Origin of the sequence: Planctomicrobium aquicomposti, assembly GCF_051466325.1 — a bacterium.
GTDB lineage: Bacteria > Planctomycetota > Planctomycetia > Planctomycetales > Planctomycetaceae > Planctomicrobium.
This window is the reverse complement of sequence record NZ_CP195792.1, coordinates 2,117,284-2,134,487: the sequence shown is the minus strand read 5'-3', so window position 1 is coordinate 2,134,487 and position 17,204 is coordinate 2,117,284. Positions and strand designations below refer to the sequence as shown.

The following is a 17,204-nucleotide window of genomic DNA, read 5'->3' as shown; positions in this document are numbered from 1 at the left end:
GGAGTTTTTTTATGCGCGGTCGGTCCGAGCAGGTTGCGACTCCCCGTTCCCGCGCATCCATCAGCTCTCATGGCTCTAACTGGGAATCTCGAATCCCTTCCGCTGTTCACGGGACAACCAGGTATTGGCTTCATCGTCCTGCACGAACGTCTCCGTGTCAGGAGCCCATTTCAGAGGCCGTTTCAGCCGCATCGAGATGTTTGCGAGATGACAGGCCGAGACGCTGCGGTGCTGGCTCTCCACATCGGAAATCGGTGTCTTCCGCGACTGCACGCAGTCAAAGAAATTCCCCATGTGGTTGATAATGGCATCGAGCTTCCCCACCCGGTCCGGCCGGTCATGATTGTCATTCGGGTAGAGTGCAAAGTCCTCGTTGCCGAAAGGCTGTTTGACGAGGTCTTCGACCGGCCTGCCTGACAGGTTCTCGCGGTTCACGAAGATCCGCCCCCCATCCCCTTCAAAGAGAACTCCATTGCGACCGGAGTCGAGGACGGTCATTTCGATCCCATTCTCGAACAGATAACGGACGGAGAAGCGGGTCGCGACGTTGTAGCCGTTCGTGACATCCGGAAACTCGGCGGTCCCCTGAATCTGGACCGGCCCGGAGCGATCCATGCCGATCCCCCACAGTGCGATGTCGACGTGATGGGCTCCCCAGTCGGTCATCTGCCCCCCGGAATACTCATACCACCAGCGGAAGGTGTAGTGGCTGCGTTCCGGAATGTAAGGAGTATCCGGTGTCTGCCCCTGCCAGAGATTCCAGTTCAGATGTGCGGGAGGCTGCTGCGGCTGAAACGGACCACCGGTCTTGTTCTTCCCCAGAACGACACTGACCCGGCGGACCTGACCAATCCGGCCGGCGCGAACGAGCTCGCAGGCCATCCGGAAACGATGATCACTCCGCTGCCAGGAACCGACCTGGAGCACCCGGCCCGTTTCCTGAATGGCGTGCTTCATCCGCTTCCCCTCATCGATCGTCAGCGTGAGAGGCTTTTCGCAGTAGACGTCTTTGCCGGCCCGGCAGGCGTCGATCACCATCGGAGTATGCCAATGGTCGGGGGTCCCGATCATGACGACATCGATATCGGGTCGGGCCAGCAGATCATGATAGTTCTCGTAAAGGTCAGCCTTTCCCCCAAACTGGGCTTTGGCTTTCTCCGCAATCTGACTGTCCACATCGCAAATCGCGACGATATCGCCGTGGGCCTGCGCTTTCTCGGTGATGACCGATCCCTGATATTTCATGCCGATCGCGCCAATGCGAAACCGGTCATTCGCAGATCGAGGCAGGGTCTTCTCCGCGGCATTTGCGGTGAAGGTGTAGGGGATCGGAAGCATCGCGGCAGCCGCAGTCGCGGAGGCAGCCAGAAATTGCCGACGGTTGGCCTGAATGGAACTCATAACGTGTTCTCCCGGTTTCTGGTTGCAGACAATTGCTGCAGTCGTGATGAAGCGAGTCGGTTCAGTGAGGAGGGAAACGCGTCGAGCCGCCATCGAGCGGCGTTCGTCGCAGTTCATCGAACAGGTCCATCTGAGCGGAACAGGTGAGATCCCGTCCCGCTGACGGTCGCTGCTGCCAGCCTGCGAAATGGAATCCCGCCGGGCCGGTTCAGGTTGACGTTGCTATGAAGTCGAACTGGCTGGAAACAGGAGCCGGACAGCCGGATCCCGATTGAATCTCAAAGACTTCCGACGGTGTGGCGGCGGAAAACCTGCAATGCAATCAAGGCTGATCCCTCAAACGCCGTCGCGTTTCCCCTGAACAGACGTCAGTGGAGTTTGCTGCTTGTCCTGACCACGCAGCGCGCATCCCCGCTGGTCAAAGGCACATGCCTGCGTGGCGAATACCGCTTGTTTAATCGTCAAAATGCACTAACTCGCGGTTCGACGACCTTCCAGCCGAAGTGCCCGCGCGGCCAGCAGCAGATTGATCCAGGGCCGAAGATAAACGCCGTTGTCGTGATAGGTTCTTCCGGAGACGAGGTTACCGTCGACCACACACGGTTCGTCCACGTAAATCCCGCCGCAGACTTCCAGGTCGAAGCGGCACTTCTTGACCGTTGTCATCCGCCGCCCTTTGACGCAACCGGCCCGGGCGGGAATTTCCACACCGTGACAGACCGAGGCAATCGGCTTGTTGAAGTCAAAGAAGTGTCTGGTAATTCGAATCAGATCCGGGTCATCACGAATATATTCAGGTGCCCGTCCTCCGCTGAAGAAAATGCCGTCGTAGTTATCGGGATTGATCTCCCTGAAAGCGATCTTCGCCTCGAGTGTATACCCTTCCCATTCCTTGGTAATGGTCCACCCCGGACGAACCTCATGCATCACCATCTGATAAGGGCGACGCTCCGGTGCGGCGACGACAGGCTCGAAGCCCTCTTCCTGCAACCGGTAATAGGGGTACAGGGTGTCCAACGTCTCCGATGCATCACCAATGATAATAAGAACCTGATTCATGAGAGCGGTGTCTCCGGAGTTCGCTGGAACTGAGTCGCTGTAAGGGGTTCAAGGAGCAGTAATGGGAACGTCTGCGGCCGAGTCTCGCATTTCTTTCGAACCGCGAACCTCGCCTCGTTTGGGAGGTTCGAGCACGAAGTTGATTTCGTTCCCGGACTCGCGGACGACCGCAGCGAGGTCATAGTTGGACCGAGTCGGATGCTCAATCACCACGACGTGGTCCCCGATCCAGGCGCCATCTCGTGATCTTCCGAACTTGAGAGTGTACCGGCCATTGGCGTCGGTGATGCCCCAGGAATTCCCGGCATCGATCTGGTCTGACTTCGGACTGAAGACGACCGCGGCTCCGACCAGTGGCTGCTCCTGATAAGTGACAACTCCGGTCACGTCTGCCAAAGGTGGTCCCTGATTGCCACACCCCACCAGACCGACCAGCAGGCCCAGCAGTCCGAAACTCCAACATCGTGCCTGCATCGGTTACTCCGCCGGTGTGAGTGCAATAACGCAAACGAACGGTCCACAGCCGGAGGAATCTGCGAGAATCCCGCAGAACTCCTCCCGTGCAGAATGTTCCTCTGAGACAGGAGATCGGTTCAAAGTGTGCTTTCACCTTGATATGTTTTACCCGTTCAATGAACAGGTGCATTCCGATTCTGCGTAAATCGATTCAGCGTTGTTGTCAGGCTCGCCGATCCTTGCTGGTTCTGCATGGTCACGCAGCCTGAGCCTCCGTCGGCACTCTCGCTTTGTTTGCGTTTGCGGCCTCGGGCACACGAGCGACTTCAAATCCGAGGACTCAAAGGACGTCGTCGCCGAAGACATTTTCGGGAAGGGACGCCTGTCAAATATTGAGTCCGATCACTTCGCAGAGAATTGCAGTTCCATCGACAGACTGATATGTGTTGATCCTTGATGGTTGTTCGTGCGCGGAGCAAACCACAGAGGTCGTTTGGTCTCGTTCCCGCACCAGCACGACGGCGACTCAATCTGCCGGAGTTTCACCGACGAGGCTGCTGCCACTGGCCGATCGATTCTTGTTATTTCTCTGATCAGGGTGCGGACGTGGTTCCAGGGCGCCGTCATATTCCTCACGTGGCAATTCTGATCGAGACCTCGCGTTCTTACGGCCGGGGACTGCTGCTGGGGGTACGGCGCTATCTCACGCTGCATGGTCCCTGGTCGGTGTTTCTCGAACTCCGTGCCTTGGAGTCTGATGTCCCCGCGTGGCTGCAGACGTGGCGAGGTGAAGGAATTCTGACACGGACGGGAAGCCAGAAAACCGCCGACTTACTGGGCGAAGTCGGCGTTCCAACAGTGGAGTTGCGGGCAACGCGTCTGAAACATGATTTCCCATTCATCGGCGTCGACAATGCGGCTGTCGGCCGGATGGTGGCAGAGCACCTGCTGGAACGGGGATTCCGGAATTTTGCTTTCTACGACATCAATACCGAGATCTACTTCGAACAGCGACGGGCCAGCTTTCACCAAGCGATCGAAGTCGCCGGTTTTACGGTCAGCCGACATCAGGCTCCCGGGCATCGGGAATGTCCGACCGACTGGGAACGGCATCAGGAAGATCTCGTCGACTGGTTGCACTCGCTGCCCAAGCCGGTAGGCGTGATGGCCTGCACAGATCAGCTTGGATTCTGGCTGCTCGATGCCTGTCGTCGCGCGGGGATCTCAGTGCCGGAGGAAGTTGCGGTCGTCGGCGTCGAAGACGATGAAACTCTCTGTGAGGTTTCGATTCCTCCCATGTCGAGCGTCCGGTTTAATGCGGAACGGATCGGATTTCAGGCGGCGGAACTGCTGGAATCGATGATGTCAGGTGGCGTCCCTCCCAGCGAACACCTACTGGTCCCACCGTTGGGGATCACGGTCCGTCCGAGTTCCGATATTCTGGCCATCGAGGATCGGGAACTGGCCAAAGCGCTGTACTTTATCCGCCAGCAGGCCTGCGCGGGGATCTCCGTCCAGGATGTGCTGCAGCAAGTGCCGATGTCCCGGAGTTCACTTGAGCGAAAAGTCCGCGGACTGCTCGGGCGGTCCCCACAGGCGGAAATCAACCATATCAAGATCGAGCGGGCGAAAATCCTGTTGCGTGAGACCGACTGGAATCTCGACAGCATCGCTCGTCGGACCGGATTCGGTTCGGCCCAACTCCTTTGCGAACGCTTCAAGTCTTCGGTCGGACTGACCCCCGGCTCGTATCGCGGCAGTGCGCGTGGAGACAAGAATCCGGAAGGGAAAGAAGGAATTGCGGAATGACGACTTGAACTGGCCCACCCTATTCTGCCTGTTCATCGATCGATTCCCTCCTTGCTCATGGCGGTCCCATCGCATGCTCACCCGTCGACAAGCCTGTCAAACACTGGTTACCGGGGCTGCTGCTGCCACGTTCGGCGGCCCACTGACTCATGCGGACGGAAAGAGTCGTTCCGGCTTCACGCTCAACTACAGTCTGGCTTCCAGCATCTACGGTATGGCCCCGCTGGCCGAGGTGCTCCCCGAGGTAGTCAAAATCGGGGCCGATTCAATCGATCTCTGGCCGAAGCGTCACGGCAATCAACGCGAACAAGCGGCGCAGATGGGTGAGGAAAAGCTGCGGGAATTGCTGGATCAGTATGGCACCCGGCTCGGCATGACCACCCGGTATGATCTGGGGCCATTCAAACTTCAGGAGGAAGTGCTGTTTCTGAACCGGTTCGGCGGCAAAATGATCGTTTGCGGTTCAAAGCCGGCAGAAGGGGCCACGCTGCGGGAACAGGTGCAGAACTTTGTCAAGAAACTTGATGAGCATGTGAAATTCGCGGAAGACCACGGCGTCACCATCGCCATTGAGAATCATGGAAACGCATTGATCGAGAGTCCTGATTCACTCCGCTATCTGGCAGAGTTCTCCAAGTCACCCGGACTGGGAATCGCTTTCGCCCCCTATCATCTGCCGCAGGACCCCGAGTTGATCGCCACTTTAATCCGTGATCTGGGACCGAAGCTGGTCCACTTCTACGCCTGGGAGCATGGAGATGGTTGCAGCCAGAAGTTACCGAAAGAGCAGGAGCTGAAGCAGCTTCCCGGACGGGGCACGCTCGATTTCCGGCCGTTGCTCTCGGCGCTGCAGAGCATTGAGTTCAACGGGTGGACCCAGATCTTCATGCATCCCGTGCCCCGCGGAATTCCCATCATGGAAAACACGCAGCAGTCGACGGACCTGATCCTGAGCTCGCGCACGTATCTGGAAAGCCTGCTCGTGTGAAGCAGTGGGGGCCACTCGTCCGGCTGCAGCGAGGTGTGAGAACAGATTCGCTGTTGATGGCCCCGCTCTCGCGAGGGGGAGATGAGTAGCTGATCACACGAAGCGCTTGCGGCGCGGGCTCAGGAAGAAGCAACCTGCTTTAATCGTCCTGACGAGGGCTGCGTCGTGAACGTTTGAGGTCACCCCGCTGCTGTTTGGATTGCAGCCGCCGTTCTCGCGACGCCTTGGTCGCACGGGTTTTTCGGCGCTTCTTCGGAGGTTTCGCGACCGCCATGATCATCGTCTTCAACCGGTCGAGACATTCCGCACGATTCTTCTCCCGATCGCGAGACGTCTGGCAATCGATTCTGAGGATCCCAGCCTTGGAGATCCGGCCCTTCTCAGCCGACTTCAGCCGCTCATGAACATCTGCCGGGAGGGCTGTTGTCGTCGAGACATTCCAGCTCAGCTGCACCTGGGAATTCACTTTGTTGACGTTTTGCCCCCCGGGACCGGAACTGCGGACGTACGCGAAGCTCAGTTCCTCCAGCGGAACCGAAAGCTGCTCATTGATTTCCAGATGCGTCGTCAGTGTGCATTCCCCGGGAGTTTTCAACTCAGCCGTTCCATTCCCGATTCTGTGTCGAGAGAAAAGCCGCGAACCCGTCAGTCGGGCGAATCGGTGTGCAAGAAAGACGACAGCGCACGTTCCCCGCAGGTTCACCGCCAGCAGGGATTGTCGAGAATCATTGCCATCCACTTGATAATGATCAACACGGAGGAGAGGAAGTTCACAACCCCTGCCGCCAGCCAGAAGCGGTCCGGCTTGGGCACGGGACGATCGGTTGTTTCTTCCCCGGCTCCCCCGGGCCAGAACCCAAGGCAGGTCAGAAATCCGGTGATCAGCAAACATCCACTTGTAATCGCATCGATCACCCAGAACTGCCCCTCGGTGCAAGCCCAAGGGCTGATCACTTCAGTGGAAACGATCTGGACTGCCAACAGCACCGGCCCTGCAAACAGCATGAGCCAAGGGGTCCATTTGGACCTGCGCTTGTGAGTGATGGGAGGGAGCTCGGACATAATCTCTATGAGAGCAGGTTGCTCTTTCCAGTGCCCGCGGAGCAGGGGCCCCGCTTTCCGGGAAAGTTGAGGTCCGCGCCGCGGTTGGTCATCTTAAATCTCGATCCGATTTTGTCGCTCTGGAATTCAGAGGGGCGGAAGATCCTCCGGTCCTCCGGTTATACTTTGGAGCAATGCGCTGCCGCAGGATGCACCTTAACTTCCTCACAGACGACACGTCCAGATGAACGGAGAGACGAGGCCATCGCGGCCGTCTCATTTCCTTGTATGAATCTCCAGCTGGACCGGAGCCCAGAGACCCCGGGCATCGCTTTCTCCTGCCAGAGTGAACTGCAACAGGTTGAACGGACGAATTGCCTCGGTCACGTCGAACTGCCAGAGTTCCTCTGCTCCGGCAGATCGCTCCTCCTCATTCAGCGACAGCCGCTGCACGGAGCCACAATCTTCCGGCAGACGGATAAAAAGCCGATCACCGTCTTCCAGTCCGGTGGGTGCATTGAAGCGACGGCGAAATGTCACGGGTCCGCGCCGCTCCCCGAACGCCTCTTCCCACGTGGCGGGAATCTGCAGCGTTTCCCAATGGTCGGAAGCTGCCCCGGGAGGAGTCACCTCCCACGGTCCCTGCAGTCGAATTCGATGAATCGCCCACATCGTCCGTTTCCGATTTCTCCACAGACCAGCGGCGGGCTGCTTGTGACTCAAATTCTGAGTGGATCAATGACTGAGGATCGTATGCAGGAGCGTCACGAGACCGGAATCAGAGACTTCATGCTGTTCTCCGGTTTCCAGATCTTTCACCGTCCAAACTCCGCGATCGAACTCGTTCGACCCGGCAATCACCGCTGCACGAAACCGCTTGCGATTGGCGTACTGCAGTTGTTTTTGCAGTTTGCGAGCCAGCGGATAAACCTCGGTGGAGATACCGGAGCGGCGCAACGTCCGCCCCAGACGCATGTAATCCGCCAGCCTTGACTCGTCGAACATTGTCACCAGCACCTGCGCGGACGTCGAGAGTTGCTGAACGAGCCCAAGTTCTTCCATCGCCGCCAACAGTCGATCGAGGCCGAGGCTGGCGCCGACGCCCGGGAGTTTTTCTTTGGTGAAGAGTCCCGCCAGATTGTCGTAACGCCCCCCGGAACAGACGCTGCCGATTCCGGGCAGGTCACCGAGGAACGTTTCGTAAATGGTCCCGGTGTAATAATCGAGTCCGCGGGCGATCGAGACATCCAGCGCAATGCGTTCTTCGGGAAGGCCCGCCGTCCGGCAGACGTCGAACAGCTCCCGCAACTTGGCGATGCCATCCTCCCCCCGTTCATTCCCCGCGACCAGCGGAGCCACCTGATCGAGGATATCCTGCGGTGTCCCTTTCAGTCCGGCAAAACTGAGGACCTGTTCGGCATTCTCGGAGGAGATTCCGACCTGCGTCACCAGCTCTTCAGTCACCTTGGCGCGGCCGATCTTGGGCAGCTTGTCGAGCGCCCGCAGGACACCGACAGACTTCTCCGCCAATCCGAGTTTCTCCAGCAGGCCGTTGAGCAGTTGACGGTGATTGACGCGAATCGTGAAGGATGAAAAGCCGAGCGCCTCCATCAGGTCGTGAATCACCATGAGCGTTTCGATGTCGGACGCATTGGCCTCGGTGCCGATGCTGTCGAAATCGCACTGCATGAATTCGCGGTAGCGTCCTTTCTGAGGTTTCTCCGCGCGCCACACGGTTCCGATGTGATAGCGCTTAAAAGGAGTCCCCAAGACGCCGATGTTCTGGGCGGCAAAGCGGGCAAACGGAATCGTCAGGTCGAACCGCATGGCGACATCACGATCCCCCTGATCAATGAAGCGAAACAGCTGCTTGTCTGTTTCATCGCTCCCCTTGCCCAGCAGGATTTCCGCATATTCCAGCGCGGGCGTATCGATAGGGCTGAATCCATAGCTGCGATAGACCCGCCGCGCCGTCTCCATCAGATGCTCACGCGCGAGCATCGCCTCGGGGAGATAGTCACGAAAGCCCTTAAGGGTTTGTGCTTTGATCAGTTCAGACACGAGATTTCACCGCCGACCGGGGCGTCAGCTCCAGAGTGATTCATGGGATTGAGGACCCGAGGCAGGCACGCACTGACGCTGCGTGCGGTCTCAGGCAATGACCGGCAACCGGACGTCTTTCACCGGGACAGGCCTGGTCGAGAATCGCCGTTCGGTCTGCATGGGCAGAATGGCGAGCGCGTATTCCCACAGCTGTTCCGGGGTTTCAAAATATTTGTCGTAGACCGCATCGTCATCATACTCGCAATTGTCGGTCGAGTAACTCCGGCAGATCTGCGGGCGGTCTTCGTAGATTCCGCACAGGTGGTCCGAACGCAGGTGCTTGCAGTCGGCGTAGACCATCAGAAACCAGGTTTCGTTCTCCACAAACAGGGCCACTCGACCATGCAGCATGTACCACCGCAGGTGGCTGAAATCCTCATAGGTTTCGGGAGTGTCGATCGGCAGGGCGAAATACCGGCAGCATTTGGCCGTGCAGTAACTGCAGAGCACCTCCCCTTCCGGCAGGTCTTCTTTGCGCATCCTGATTGCCGACATCTCTCTTCCTCGGTGGGTGACGAAGCAGCGAGTGTACCCGCACACCCGGTCAGGTCAACTTCCCCCGCCCTGCCGGCGGGGCAACTTCGTCTGCGATCGGGGTCAATTGGCGAATTTTGGTTCGATTGTTGTCACCACGGCGGACGAAATTTGAGGTTCACTCCCGCAACGGGTATAAAGGCCTGAATCGCTCGACAACTGGAACCCGACATGCCCGATTCCATTGAGATCAAAGACCTGCTGCTGCGCACCATCATCGGGATCAATCCCGAAGAACGGGAGAACCGCCAGGATGTCGTCATTTCCCTCCGCCTGCAAACCGATCTGCGCGCCGCCGGTGAAAGCGATGACATCGCACAGACATTGAACTACCGAACATTGTGCAAGCAGATCATCGAACTTGTGGAAGGATCCAGTTTTCTGCTGGTGGAACGTCTCGCGGAAGCGATCGCCGCCACGTGCCTGAAGAATGATCGGGTCCAGCGGGTCTGGGTGACCGTCGAGAAGCCGGGAGCCCTCCGTTTCGCCCGGACGGTGGGGGTTCAGATTGAGCGCAGCCGCCATGACTGAGTCGATCCTCGGCGAATCCCGGGTGTTTGTCGCTCTCGGATCCAATATCGATCCGGAGAGACACCTCCCCGCCGCTGTCCGCAAACTCCGGTCGATCGCCAGGGTTCTGAAAGTCTCTTCGGTCTGGGAGTCGGAGCCTGTCGGTTATCTGCAGCAAGCCCGTTTCTGTAATGCGGCGGTGCTGCTGACCACGGATCTCCCCCCCGAACGAATGCACAGCCTGCTGCGTCGCATTGAGTCGGACCTCGGTCGGGTGCGTGATCCCGACAATAAGAATGCTCCCCGGACGATCGATCTCGACATCGCAATCTATGAAGACGTTGTCGTGTCCACGCCCCTCCTGACAATTCCCGATCCGGCAATCAGGGACCGGCCATTCCTGGCGGTTCCATTGGCTGAACTGGATGCGAACTTTTGGGTCCCACTCACCGGACACACACTTGGGGAACTGGCCCTCTTGAGTCCCGGGCGGGATCAACTTGTGCCGCGCCCCGACCTGAATCTGGGCGGTGCCGGTCTCCACGATTGAAATGCAGGTCTCCGCACTCAACAATCAACAGGCGAGACCAAATTCCTCCCGGCCCTTTCTAACTGACAGGTTGCCTCATGCTGGCTCTAGACCGCGTTCGTGCTGTCGCGTTGATTGCAGTTCTGGCTCTCCCGCTGGCCCTTCAGGCCGAAGAGACCGTCAACGTGAAAGCCAAGGATATCTCTCTCAACGTCCCCAAGAGCTGGAAGCAGCAACAACTGAGTTCCAACTTCCGGCTGGCTCAATTTGCGATCGATCCGGTGGAGGGGGACAGTGAACCGGCAGAACTGGTGGTCTCCGGTCCGTTCGGCGGGACCGTGGCTGCCAATATCGGGCGCTGGGTCGAGCAATTCGAAGCGACCGGACGCGCCGCCAAGATGACGCAGGGAAAGTGCGAACAGGGCACCTACATTCTAGCGGACCTCACTGGGACCTACAAAAAACCGGATGGCCCTCCGATGGCGATGAAGACCAAGCCGGCTCCCGGTTACAAGATGATCGGCGTCATGCTGCAGACTCCCGATCACGGCAATTTCTTCCTCAAGCTGACCGGACCTGAAAAGACGGTCGCTGCTGCGGCCGAGGCGTTGCGTCAGTCGATCGGTGCCTCCGCGGAAAAAGAAACTCCCTACGAAGCAAACTGACTGACGCGGAAAACAACTGCCTCGTGATCACGACCTCCTGATCACTGCCTGAATTTGCAGAGTTGCCTGTTCAGGCAGTGCCCGTTGCGTCCTGCCTCATAGTTCCACCCTATTCCCGAGGATGAACGATGCTCCGCGCTCGTTGTTCGCGAATCGAGTTCAGCGTCTTGACTCTCGTCACACTTGTCAGCCGAATGGCGTTTGGGCAGGCCGTTGCAGTCGAAGTGCCGCGCCCCCTCGCTCCCGGGAAACAGGTTGTCCTTCTGTGGCCCCCCGAGAAGCTGGTCGTGCGGGGAACGGACCTCGCTGAAAAACTGACGATGAGGAAGAACGTCCCGGATGAAGTCCAGGCTGTGGAGAACATTCACAACCCGTCGATTGAAGTGTGGCCGGCACCCGATGACAAGCGGACTGGCATCGGCGTGATCGTGGCGGGGGGCGGGGGCAATCGCCGGATCGTGATCTCATCAGAAGGGCATGAGCCCGCCCGCTGGCTGAACTCACAGGGAATCACGGCATTTGTTCTGCGTTACCGGATCCAGCCCTACGAGGCGGGTGTCGAAGGGCAGGCGGACACGCTCCGGGCGATGCAGATGGTCCGCGCCCATGCCAAAGCCTGGGGTGTCGACCCCGACAAGATCGGAATCCTGGGATTTTCCGCCGGAGGAGCACAGGGGGCACGTGCTACAGTCAATTACCGGCCCGGTAACCCCGACGCTGTTGACCCGCTTGACCGGGTGAGTTCCCGACCCGATTTCTCGATATTGATCTATCCGGGATGGAAACCGTGGGACTTCAGCAAGATTCCGTCTGATGCTCCGCCGACGTTTCTTGTCTGCCCGGGAATCGGCGATGCCTCACATGCGCGACAGACGGTCGAGTTCTACAACGCCCTGTTCGAAGCGAAAATTCCGGTGGAGATGCACATTTACGGAAAGGGTGTCCACGGAGGGGGGATGAGTTCCCGCAATGGGATTCCCTTCGGGAAGTGGCCCCTGCGCTGCATTGAGTGGATGAGAGATGACCTCGGGATTCTGCCTCAGCCGACCGGCGAGCCAGGACACTGAGATGTGAACCTCGAGTGAGGTCTTGCGGGAGTCGTCAAAGCGGACGACTCCCCGCAGCCGACTGCGTCATCAAGCCTCTTCCGCAGCGGCTTCTCCGCTGCCGGCGGAACCAGCCCGGCTAGCGAGCCGAGCCTGAATCTGATCGATCCGGGCCTGAGCCCGGCGCCATTTGGCATGCTTGCGCTGCTCGACCTTTTCCATTCGCTTTTCGACCGTGCTCAGATGTGCCTGAGCGCGGGCCAGTTGCCGTTGTAACACATGTTCCTTCAGTGGCATCGGAATCGACTTTCCAAAACGGAGATACGTCAGAAATTCATCGGGAAGTCGGCTATTCTTGCAAGTCACTTCTCCGGGATCAACGTCGCCTCCGCCAACCGCAGGCTTTCTTCCCGCGACAGGGGGCGCACCGGTTTGCCAGCCGTGACCCCGGCCACCCCGCCCGCAGATTCGACACAAGCCGCTACCCGCATGCAGTTTACGCTGCAGGCAGACAGCCCTCCTCCGACTCCAGCCACTGCGGAATCCCCGTTGACCATTTTTTCCAACCGGGGGTACACTACCCCTTGCTGCGATGCAGGAAGCATCGCTCCGCTTCAGACCTCGTGCAGGATGCCCCGGTGAGCGCTGCGGAAAAATCAGTCATCCCGTTTAATCAGATGGAGCAGCTGCGCTCCGGTCGGGGAATTATCCGGCAGGAAGCCGAAGCTCTGCAGACACTGTCGCGTCAACTGGACGCCAGTTTCTGCGTGGCCGTCGACATGCTGCTCGGTTGCACGGGCAGTGTCATCGTCTGCGGGATGGGAAAAGCAGGACTCATCGGTCAGAAAATTTCTGCCACCCTCTCCTCGACCGGCACGCGAGCTCATTTCCTGCATCCCGCGGAAGCGGTTCATGGCGACCTCGGATCGCTGCACGCCAACGACATTCTGCTCGCCCTCTCGAACAGCGGTGAAACCGAAGAAATCCTCGCGATTCTTCCCACCATCCGGTCAATGGGAGTCCGCATCATCGCCATCACCGCGACCGATCAGAACTCGCTGGCCTCGCATTCCGATGTGGTGATTGAAATCGGCCCGGTCCGTGAAGCGTGTCCGTGGGGATTGGCCCCGACCACGAGTACAACGTCGATGCTGGCTGTCGGGGATGCACTGGCACTCGTTGCCAGCGAAGCACGCGGATTCTCCCCGCAGAACTTTGCGAAGTTTCATCCCGGCGGGAGTCTGGGGCAAAAACTGAAGCCGGTCACGCAGATCATGCGGCCGCGCGACCAATTGCGAATCGCCACTGATTCCGCCACGGTGCGGGAAGTCATTACCCAGGCAGCCCGTCCCGGTCGGCGGAGCGGCGCGGTGCTGTTAATGGCCGTCGATCAGTCTCTCACCGGCATTTTCACCGACAGCGATCTGGCCCGACTGCTGGAAACCCGGCAGGACAGCGTCCTCGACCAGCCGATTGCCACCGTGATGACCAAAAACCCCCTCGCCGTCCGCGACAACGCCATCTTCTCGGATGTGATCGACCTGCTGGCAGAGCGAAAGATCAGCGAACTGCCGGTGGTGGATGATCAGCGCAGAATCGTTGGCCTGATCGACATCACCGACGTGATCGGTTGGCTCCCGACCGACTCCGGCGATTAATCCGCCCACCCACGTCAGCGCTGCGAGTCAGAAGGAGCTTGTCATGAGCCGTTGGGTCATCACCACAGTCGCACTGCTGGGGCTGATCGGCGCGTATCAGCTCTACAAAGTGACGGTGGTGGCCCAGATTGGCGAAGCGGTCACTCAGGCTCCTCCTGCTGTGCTGCCCGAGTCGACCTCTCGTCCGGCGATCATTACCGAAGTCGCTTCGCGGCACTTTGCCGATGCACCCTGGACACAGTCTCAGGACGTGCAGGTGATGCAGAAGGAGTCTCTGTTCTTCTTCACACAGAAGTATGACCGCCATCAGGCAGACCGCCGTAGCGTCCAGCTGACCCCCATCGCTCTCCTCTGGCACGACCCCAAACGCCCCGATGCTGCTCCCTACCGGATGATTGCCCAGACGGGTCGAATCACTTTTGAAAACCCGTTCTTCGGTCAGGCGATTAGCCTCGCCGGCGACAAAGCGGGCCGCATTCTGGGAATCAAGCTCGACGGCGCGGTGACGATCGACGGACCTGACAATCTGGCGATTGCCGGAGAGAACTTCATCTTTACCGAGGACCCGGCGCACCTCTACAGCGACGGTCCCGTGAAATTCCGATATGGCCCGAGTGAGAAAAGCGAGCTCCAGCTGGCGGGGACAGCCGTCGGCCTGGATGTCTCTCTGATCCCGGACCCGACCGGATCACTGGGTGATACGCTTCCGCGGGTGTCGGGAGTCGCCGGTATGTTGCTGCGGCGTGATGTCGTGCTCGACCTGCAGTACAAACAGAATCAGACACCGTTTCACGTCCATGTCGTCAGTGGATCGCTCTCCTACGACACCGCGCGACATGTCGCGGAGTTCGCCTCACAGGTGGAGATTACCCGCACCTACCCCAAAGAGAAGTCGACACTCACCGATCGTCTCAACTGCGGCTGGCTGGGGCTGGAGTTCGATCAGGCAACATCCGAAAACATGGATCGTCAACCTCAGCAGCAGATGAAATCGCTGTTCGAAGGGCTGACGTTCCGCAAGCTGCGGGCGACCCCCAGTCAAAACCGTTCGCGGAACTCCCGTGTGAAGGTCTTCAGCGAAGAGAACCAGCTGCAGATCGAGTCACAGGATTTGATCTACGATCTTCCCCGTCGCACCATCACCCTTCAGGATGATGAACTGGTGCACGTCAAACGGGAGAGCGCCAACGTCTATTCTCCGTATATCGAAATCACCCACACGGAGGACCAGCAGCTCGCACGCCTGGAGTGCCGCGGCAATGGCCAGTTCGACTTCCAGGATCCCACCAGCCCGGAGACCGCTCCCACACAAGGGATCTGGGCCGGCGGGCTCAAGCTGGAACCCGATCCCGCCACTGGACTGCATCGACTCTGGATTCCTTCCAAGATTCGTGTGCTCGTCCCCGAAGTCTGCGGAGTGGAAGCGGGAGATCTGCAGGCGTGGATCGACCTCAAACGCCTTTTTGAGAAACAGGCCAACACGAATTTTCTCAACCGCCCGCTTCCCCTCCACCGTGTGCTTGCTCGCGGAGACATCGGGCTGATTTCCTCGCAGCTCGAAGTTCACCGGGCGAATCTGATCGATATCCTGATTCAACCGGGGACGCTCGCTCCGGAGACGGAACGGGAGCGGAATCGACGTGGCAATCGGAGCGATTCTTCCGAGAAAGATCCTCCTTGGGTCATGGAGGGGGATCAGGTCAAGCTGGTCGTGATTCATGATCCGCTGGAAGGACGCATTGACCTGCGTCGTGGGATTGGCGAAGGAAATATCAACCTCTCCCAGCAGCAGAAAACGGCCTCTTCCATTGGCGAAATGAAGGTCGATGGCCCCCTCGATTTCAAAGGGGCTGCCGTTGATCTGGTGAATGAGGGGAACGTCCAGCAGACGGTGACGCTGTTCGGTTCCATCAACGAGCGTGGCGAAACCATCACGCCTGCCACCGTTCAACTCGGAGCCGCCCGGATCAGTGCGGATCGGCAGATGATCCTCAAACGGGCCGACAACTGCGTGGAGATTCTCGGTCCCGGCAGTTGCAGGATGCCCCTGTCGACCGACCTCGAAGGTCGGCTGCTCAGCACGCCGTCCGAAGTCACTGTCTACTGGTGGGAGCGAATGGATTTCGATGGCCAGACCGCCAGCTGCTTTGGTCAGGTGAAATGCACCATGAACGGCACCGCCGGAAACACCGCGGTGGTCGAATGCGAAAGTCTCTCCGCCCGTCTCAATCAGAAAATCTCGTTCATTGATCCCCAGCGAGACGCTCCCCCTCCCACTCTCGAACGCCTCCTCGCCAAACACCAGGTCCGGTTCCAGACGCTGCAATATGAGGGAACCCGTCTGAGTACCGTCAGTCAGGGAAGTCTGTCGCAGTTTCAGTTCGACTACGCCACGGGAGACATGGGAGGAGCAGGCCCGGGAGAGTTCAACATCTGGAGCGCTGACACCGCCCGCTTCGCTCGTACACAGGGGGCTGAAGCCAATCAGCCCGCTGTTCGAAATACTCCCCGTTGGCGGCACACCCGCGTCCGCTTCGACCGGATGTCGGGGAACCAAAAACAGAATCTGATCGAACTGTTCGATCGAGTGGAGGTTCTGTCCGGGCCCGTGGCGGAAGCCTTCAGCACATTCAAGGCGGATCAGTTGTCGGAGAAGACAACCGAAGCGGAAAACGGAGTTCTACTGAAATGCCCTAAGCTGACCATCGAGCAGGTTCGTCAGGACCCGACTCCGATGTTCAAAATGATCGCCTCAGAAGGGACCGAAATCGAAGGGCGATTCTTCCGCGCCGTGGCAGACATTACGGAATACGATCAGATGAACGACAAACTGGTGATGCGGGGGCTGGGAAAAGATGCCCACCTCTGGTTCCAGCGGCAACCGGGTGAACCGGCCAGCCAGACCGATGCGCGGATGATTACCTTCATCCCGTCGAAGAACTACGTCGACTTCAATCGCTCATCCGGTGTGGGGGGCGGTTTTTAGAGCAGGTTGCAGCGAGAGTCTGAGCGAAGGCTCACGCCATCGTTCGCTGAGCAAGATGATCAACCTGCGGGCTCGAATTGCTGGCACTTAACGTCTTCTTCTGCTTTGTGCCCCGGTGTTGACGACGGCTGGCCAAGAGTTCCGGCCGAAATTTCGCGGAAAGGTGAGAACCTTCCGTCTGGAGACGGTGTCACGGGGTGTCGTGGTCTCTCAACATCGGTCTGACAGGCAGGGCTCTCCAGTTCGATCTCTTGAGGACGCAGGCACGAATTCTATGGAATTCAACCGCGGTCTTCGGAATTGCGAGACGGGATTCGATTTCTCGACGGGGCAGTTCATTGATCAGTCCTTGGAGTGTGAGGGAAGCGCACGCGACTTTGCGAAGGTCGTAGACGAGGTTCGACTCCTCGCAAGGGCAT

At 58.8% G+C, this 17,204-nt stretch carries 17 protein-coding genes; 8 read left to right on the top strand and 9 right to left on the bottom strand.

Annotated elements, in window-relative coordinates:
- Positions 1-75: 75 nt before the first annotated feature.
- From SH664x_RS08170 to SH664x_RS08160, 3 genes are all read right to left on the bottom strand, one after another.
- Positions 76-1,401: a Gfo/Idh/MocA family protein gene (locus tag SH664x_RS08170; RefSeq protein WP_437206576.1), complete on the bottom strand. Its 1,326-nt coding sequence runs from the start codon at positions 1,399-1,401 to the stop codon at positions 76-78.
- A 471-nt stretch (positions 1,402-1,872) separates the two neighbouring features.
- Entirely contained in the window at positions 1,873-2,460 is a 588-nt protein-coding gene (locus tag SH664x_RS08165; protein WP_437206575.1) for a DJ-1/PfpI family protein, read from the bottom strand.
- A 48-nt stretch (positions 2,461-2,508) separates the two neighbouring features.
- Positions 2,509-2,934: a hypothetical protein gene (locus SH664x_RS08160; protein WP_437206573.1), complete on the bottom strand. Its 426-nt coding sequence runs from the start codon at positions 2,932-2,934 to the stop codon at positions 2,509-2,511.
- A gap of 588 nt (positions 2,935-3,522) precedes the next feature.
- Here SH664x_RS08160 and SH664x_RS08155 point away from each other — a divergent pair.
- Together SH664x_RS08155 and SH664x_RS08150 are read left to right on the top strand one after the other, a co-directional pair.
- Positions 3,523-4,725 (top strand): substrate-binding domain-containing protein, encoded by a 1,203-nt coding sequence (locus SH664x_RS08155; protein WP_437206572.1) that lies wholly within the window; start codon positions 3,523-3,525, stop codon positions 4,723-4,725.
- 73 nt (positions 4,726-4,798) lie between these two features.
- Positions 4,799-5,713, top strand: coding sequence for a sugar phosphate isomerase/epimerase family protein (locus SH664x_RS08150; protein ID WP_437206571.1), 915 nt, complete (start codon positions 4,799-4,801; stop codon positions 5,711-5,713).
- Between the two features lie 139 nt (positions 5,714-5,852).
- Here SH664x_RS08150 and arfB read toward each other — a convergent pair whose 3' ends face one another.
- The 5 genes from arfB to SH664x_RS08125 form a co-directional block, all read right to left on the bottom strand.
- A complete protein-coding gene (gene arfB / locus SH664x_RS08145) occupies positions 5,853-6,308 on the bottom strand; it encodes an alternative ribosome rescue aminoacyl-tRNA hydrolase ArfB (RefSeq protein ID WP_437206569.1) in 456 nt (151 codons plus the stop codon).
- Positions 6,309-6,412: 104 nt separating this feature from the next.
- Positions 6,413-6,718 (bottom strand): hypothetical protein, encoded by a 306-nt coding sequence (locus SH664x_RS08140; protein WP_437206568.1) that lies wholly within the window; start codon positions 6,716-6,718, stop codon positions 6,413-6,415.
- A 312-nt stretch (positions 6,719-7,030) separates the two neighbouring features.
- The gene (locus tag SH664x_RS08135) at positions 7,031-7,426 is read right to left on the bottom strand and encodes a hypothetical protein (protein WP_437206567.1); all 396 of its coding nucleotides are present in this window, start codon (positions 7,424-7,426) and stop codon (positions 7,031-7,033) included.
- 63 nt (positions 7,427-7,489) lie between these two features.
- Positions 7,490-8,806, bottom strand: a complete 1,317-nt coding sequence (gene hisS / locus SH664x_RS08130; protein ID WP_437207196.1) for a histidine--tRNA ligase — start codon at positions 8,804-8,806, stop codon at positions 7,490-7,492.
- A gap of 99 nt (positions 8,807-8,905) precedes the next feature.
- Positions 8,906-9,352 carry a YkgJ family cysteine cluster protein gene (locus SH664x_RS08125; protein WP_437206566.1) on the bottom strand — a complete coding sequence of 149 codons (447 nt, stop codon included), beginning with the start codon at positions 9,350-9,352 and terminating at the stop codon, positions 8,906-8,908.
- A 210-nt stretch (positions 9,353-9,562) separates the two neighbouring features.
- Here SH664x_RS08125 and folB point away from each other — a divergent pair, with 210 nt between their 5' ends.
- The 4 genes from folB (at position 9,563) to SH664x_RS08105 (ending at position 12,162) form a co-directional block, all read left to right on the top strand.
- Positions 9,563-9,922: a dihydroneopterin aldolase gene (gene folB, locus SH664x_RS08120; protein ID WP_437206564.1), complete on the top strand. Its 360-nt coding sequence runs from the start codon at positions 9,563-9,565 to the stop codon at positions 9,920-9,922.
- On the top strand, positions 9,915-10,451 hold the full coding sequence (gene folK, locus SH664x_RS08115; RefSeq protein ID WP_437206563.1) for a 2-amino-4-hydroxy-6-hydroxymethyldihydropteridine diphosphokinase: 537 nt from the start codon (positions 9,915-9,917) through the stop codon (positions 10,449-10,451). Before folB ends, folK begins: the two co-directional genes overlap by 8 nt.
- A gap of 77 nt (positions 10,452-10,528) precedes the next feature.
- Positions 10,529-11,095, top strand: coding sequence for a hypothetical protein (locus SH664x_RS08110; RefSeq protein ID WP_437206561.1), 567 nt, complete (start codon positions 10,529-10,531; stop codon positions 11,093-11,095).
- Between the two features lie 128 nt (positions 11,096-11,223).
- Complete coding sequence (locus tag SH664x_RS08105; protein WP_437206559.1) at positions 11,224-12,162, top strand: alpha/beta hydrolase; 939 nt, start codon at positions 11,224-11,226, stop codon at positions 12,160-12,162.
- Between the two features lie 69 nt (positions 12,163-12,231).
- Here SH664x_RS08105 and SH664x_RS08100 read toward each other — a convergent pair whose 3' ends face one another.
- Complete coding sequence (locus SH664x_RS08100) at positions 12,232-12,507, bottom strand: hypothetical protein (RefSeq protein WP_437206558.1); 276 nt, start codon at positions 12,505-12,507, stop codon at positions 12,232-12,234.
- A gap of 272 nt (positions 12,508-12,779) precedes the next feature.
- Here SH664x_RS08100 and SH664x_RS08095 point away from each other — a divergent pair, with 272 nt between their 5' ends.
- Positions 12,780-13,799, top strand: coding sequence for a KpsF/GutQ family sugar-phosphate isomerase (locus SH664x_RS08095; RefSeq protein ID WP_437206556.1), 1,020 nt, complete (start codon positions 12,780-12,782; stop codon positions 13,797-13,799).
- Positions 13,800-13,842: 43 nt separating this feature from the next.
- Entirely contained in the window at positions 13,843-16,785 is a 2,943-nt protein-coding gene (locus SH664x_RS08090; protein WP_437206555.1) for a hypothetical protein, read from the top strand.
- Positions 16,786-17,204: the final 419 nt, after the last annotated feature.

Excerpts from the sequence above, each read along its gene's own strand:
- SH664x_RS08150 (WP_437206571.1), top strand. The coding sequence starts at position 4,799 with ATGCTCACCCGTCGACAAGCCTGTCAAACACTGGTTACCGGGGCTGCT.
- SH664x_RS08090 (WP_437206555.1), top strand. The coding sequence starts at position 13,843 with ATGAGCCGTTGGGTCATCACCACAGTCGCACTGCTGGGGCTGATCGGC.
- SH664x_RS08160 (WP_437206573.1), bottom strand. The coding sequence starts at position 2,934 with ATGCAGGCACGATGTTGGAGTTTCGGACTGCTGGGCCTGCTGGTCGGT.
- SH664x_RS08135 (WP_437206567.1), bottom strand. The coding sequence starts at position 7,426 with ATGTGGGCGATTCATCGAATTCGACTGCAGGGACCGTGGGAGGTGACT.
- folK (WP_437206563.1), top strand. The coding sequence starts at position 9,915 with ATGACTGAGTCGATCCTCGGCGAATCCCGGGTGTTTGTCGCTCTCGGA.
- SH664x_RS08140 (WP_437206568.1), bottom strand. The coding sequence starts at position 6,718 with ATGCTGTTTGCAGGGCCGGTGCTGTTGGCAGTCCAGATCGTTTCCACT.
- SH664x_RS08170 (WP_437206576.1), bottom strand. The coding sequence starts at position 1,401 with ATGAGTTCCATTCAGGCCAACCGTCGGCAATTTCTGGCTGCCTCCGCG.
- SH664x_RS08165 (WP_437206575.1), bottom strand. The coding sequence starts at position 2,460 with ATGAATCAGGTTCTTATTATCATTGGTGATGCATCGGAGACGTTGGAC.
- SH664x_RS08105 (WP_437206559.1), top strand. The coding sequence starts at position 11,224 with ATGCTCCGCGCTCGTTGTTCGCGAATCGAGTTCAGCGTCTTGACTCTC.
- folB (WP_437206564.1), top strand. The coding sequence starts at position 9,563 with ATGCCCGATTCCATTGAGATCAAAGACCTGCTGCTGCGCACCATCATC.
- SH664x_RS08125 (WP_437206566.1), bottom strand. The coding sequence starts at position 9,352 with ATGTCGGCAATCAGGATGCGCAAAGAAGACCTGCCGGAAGGGGAGGTG.
- SH664x_RS08110 (WP_437206561.1), top strand. The coding sequence starts at position 10,529 with ATGCTGGCTCTAGACCGCGTTCGTGCTGTCGCGTTGATTGCAGTTCTG.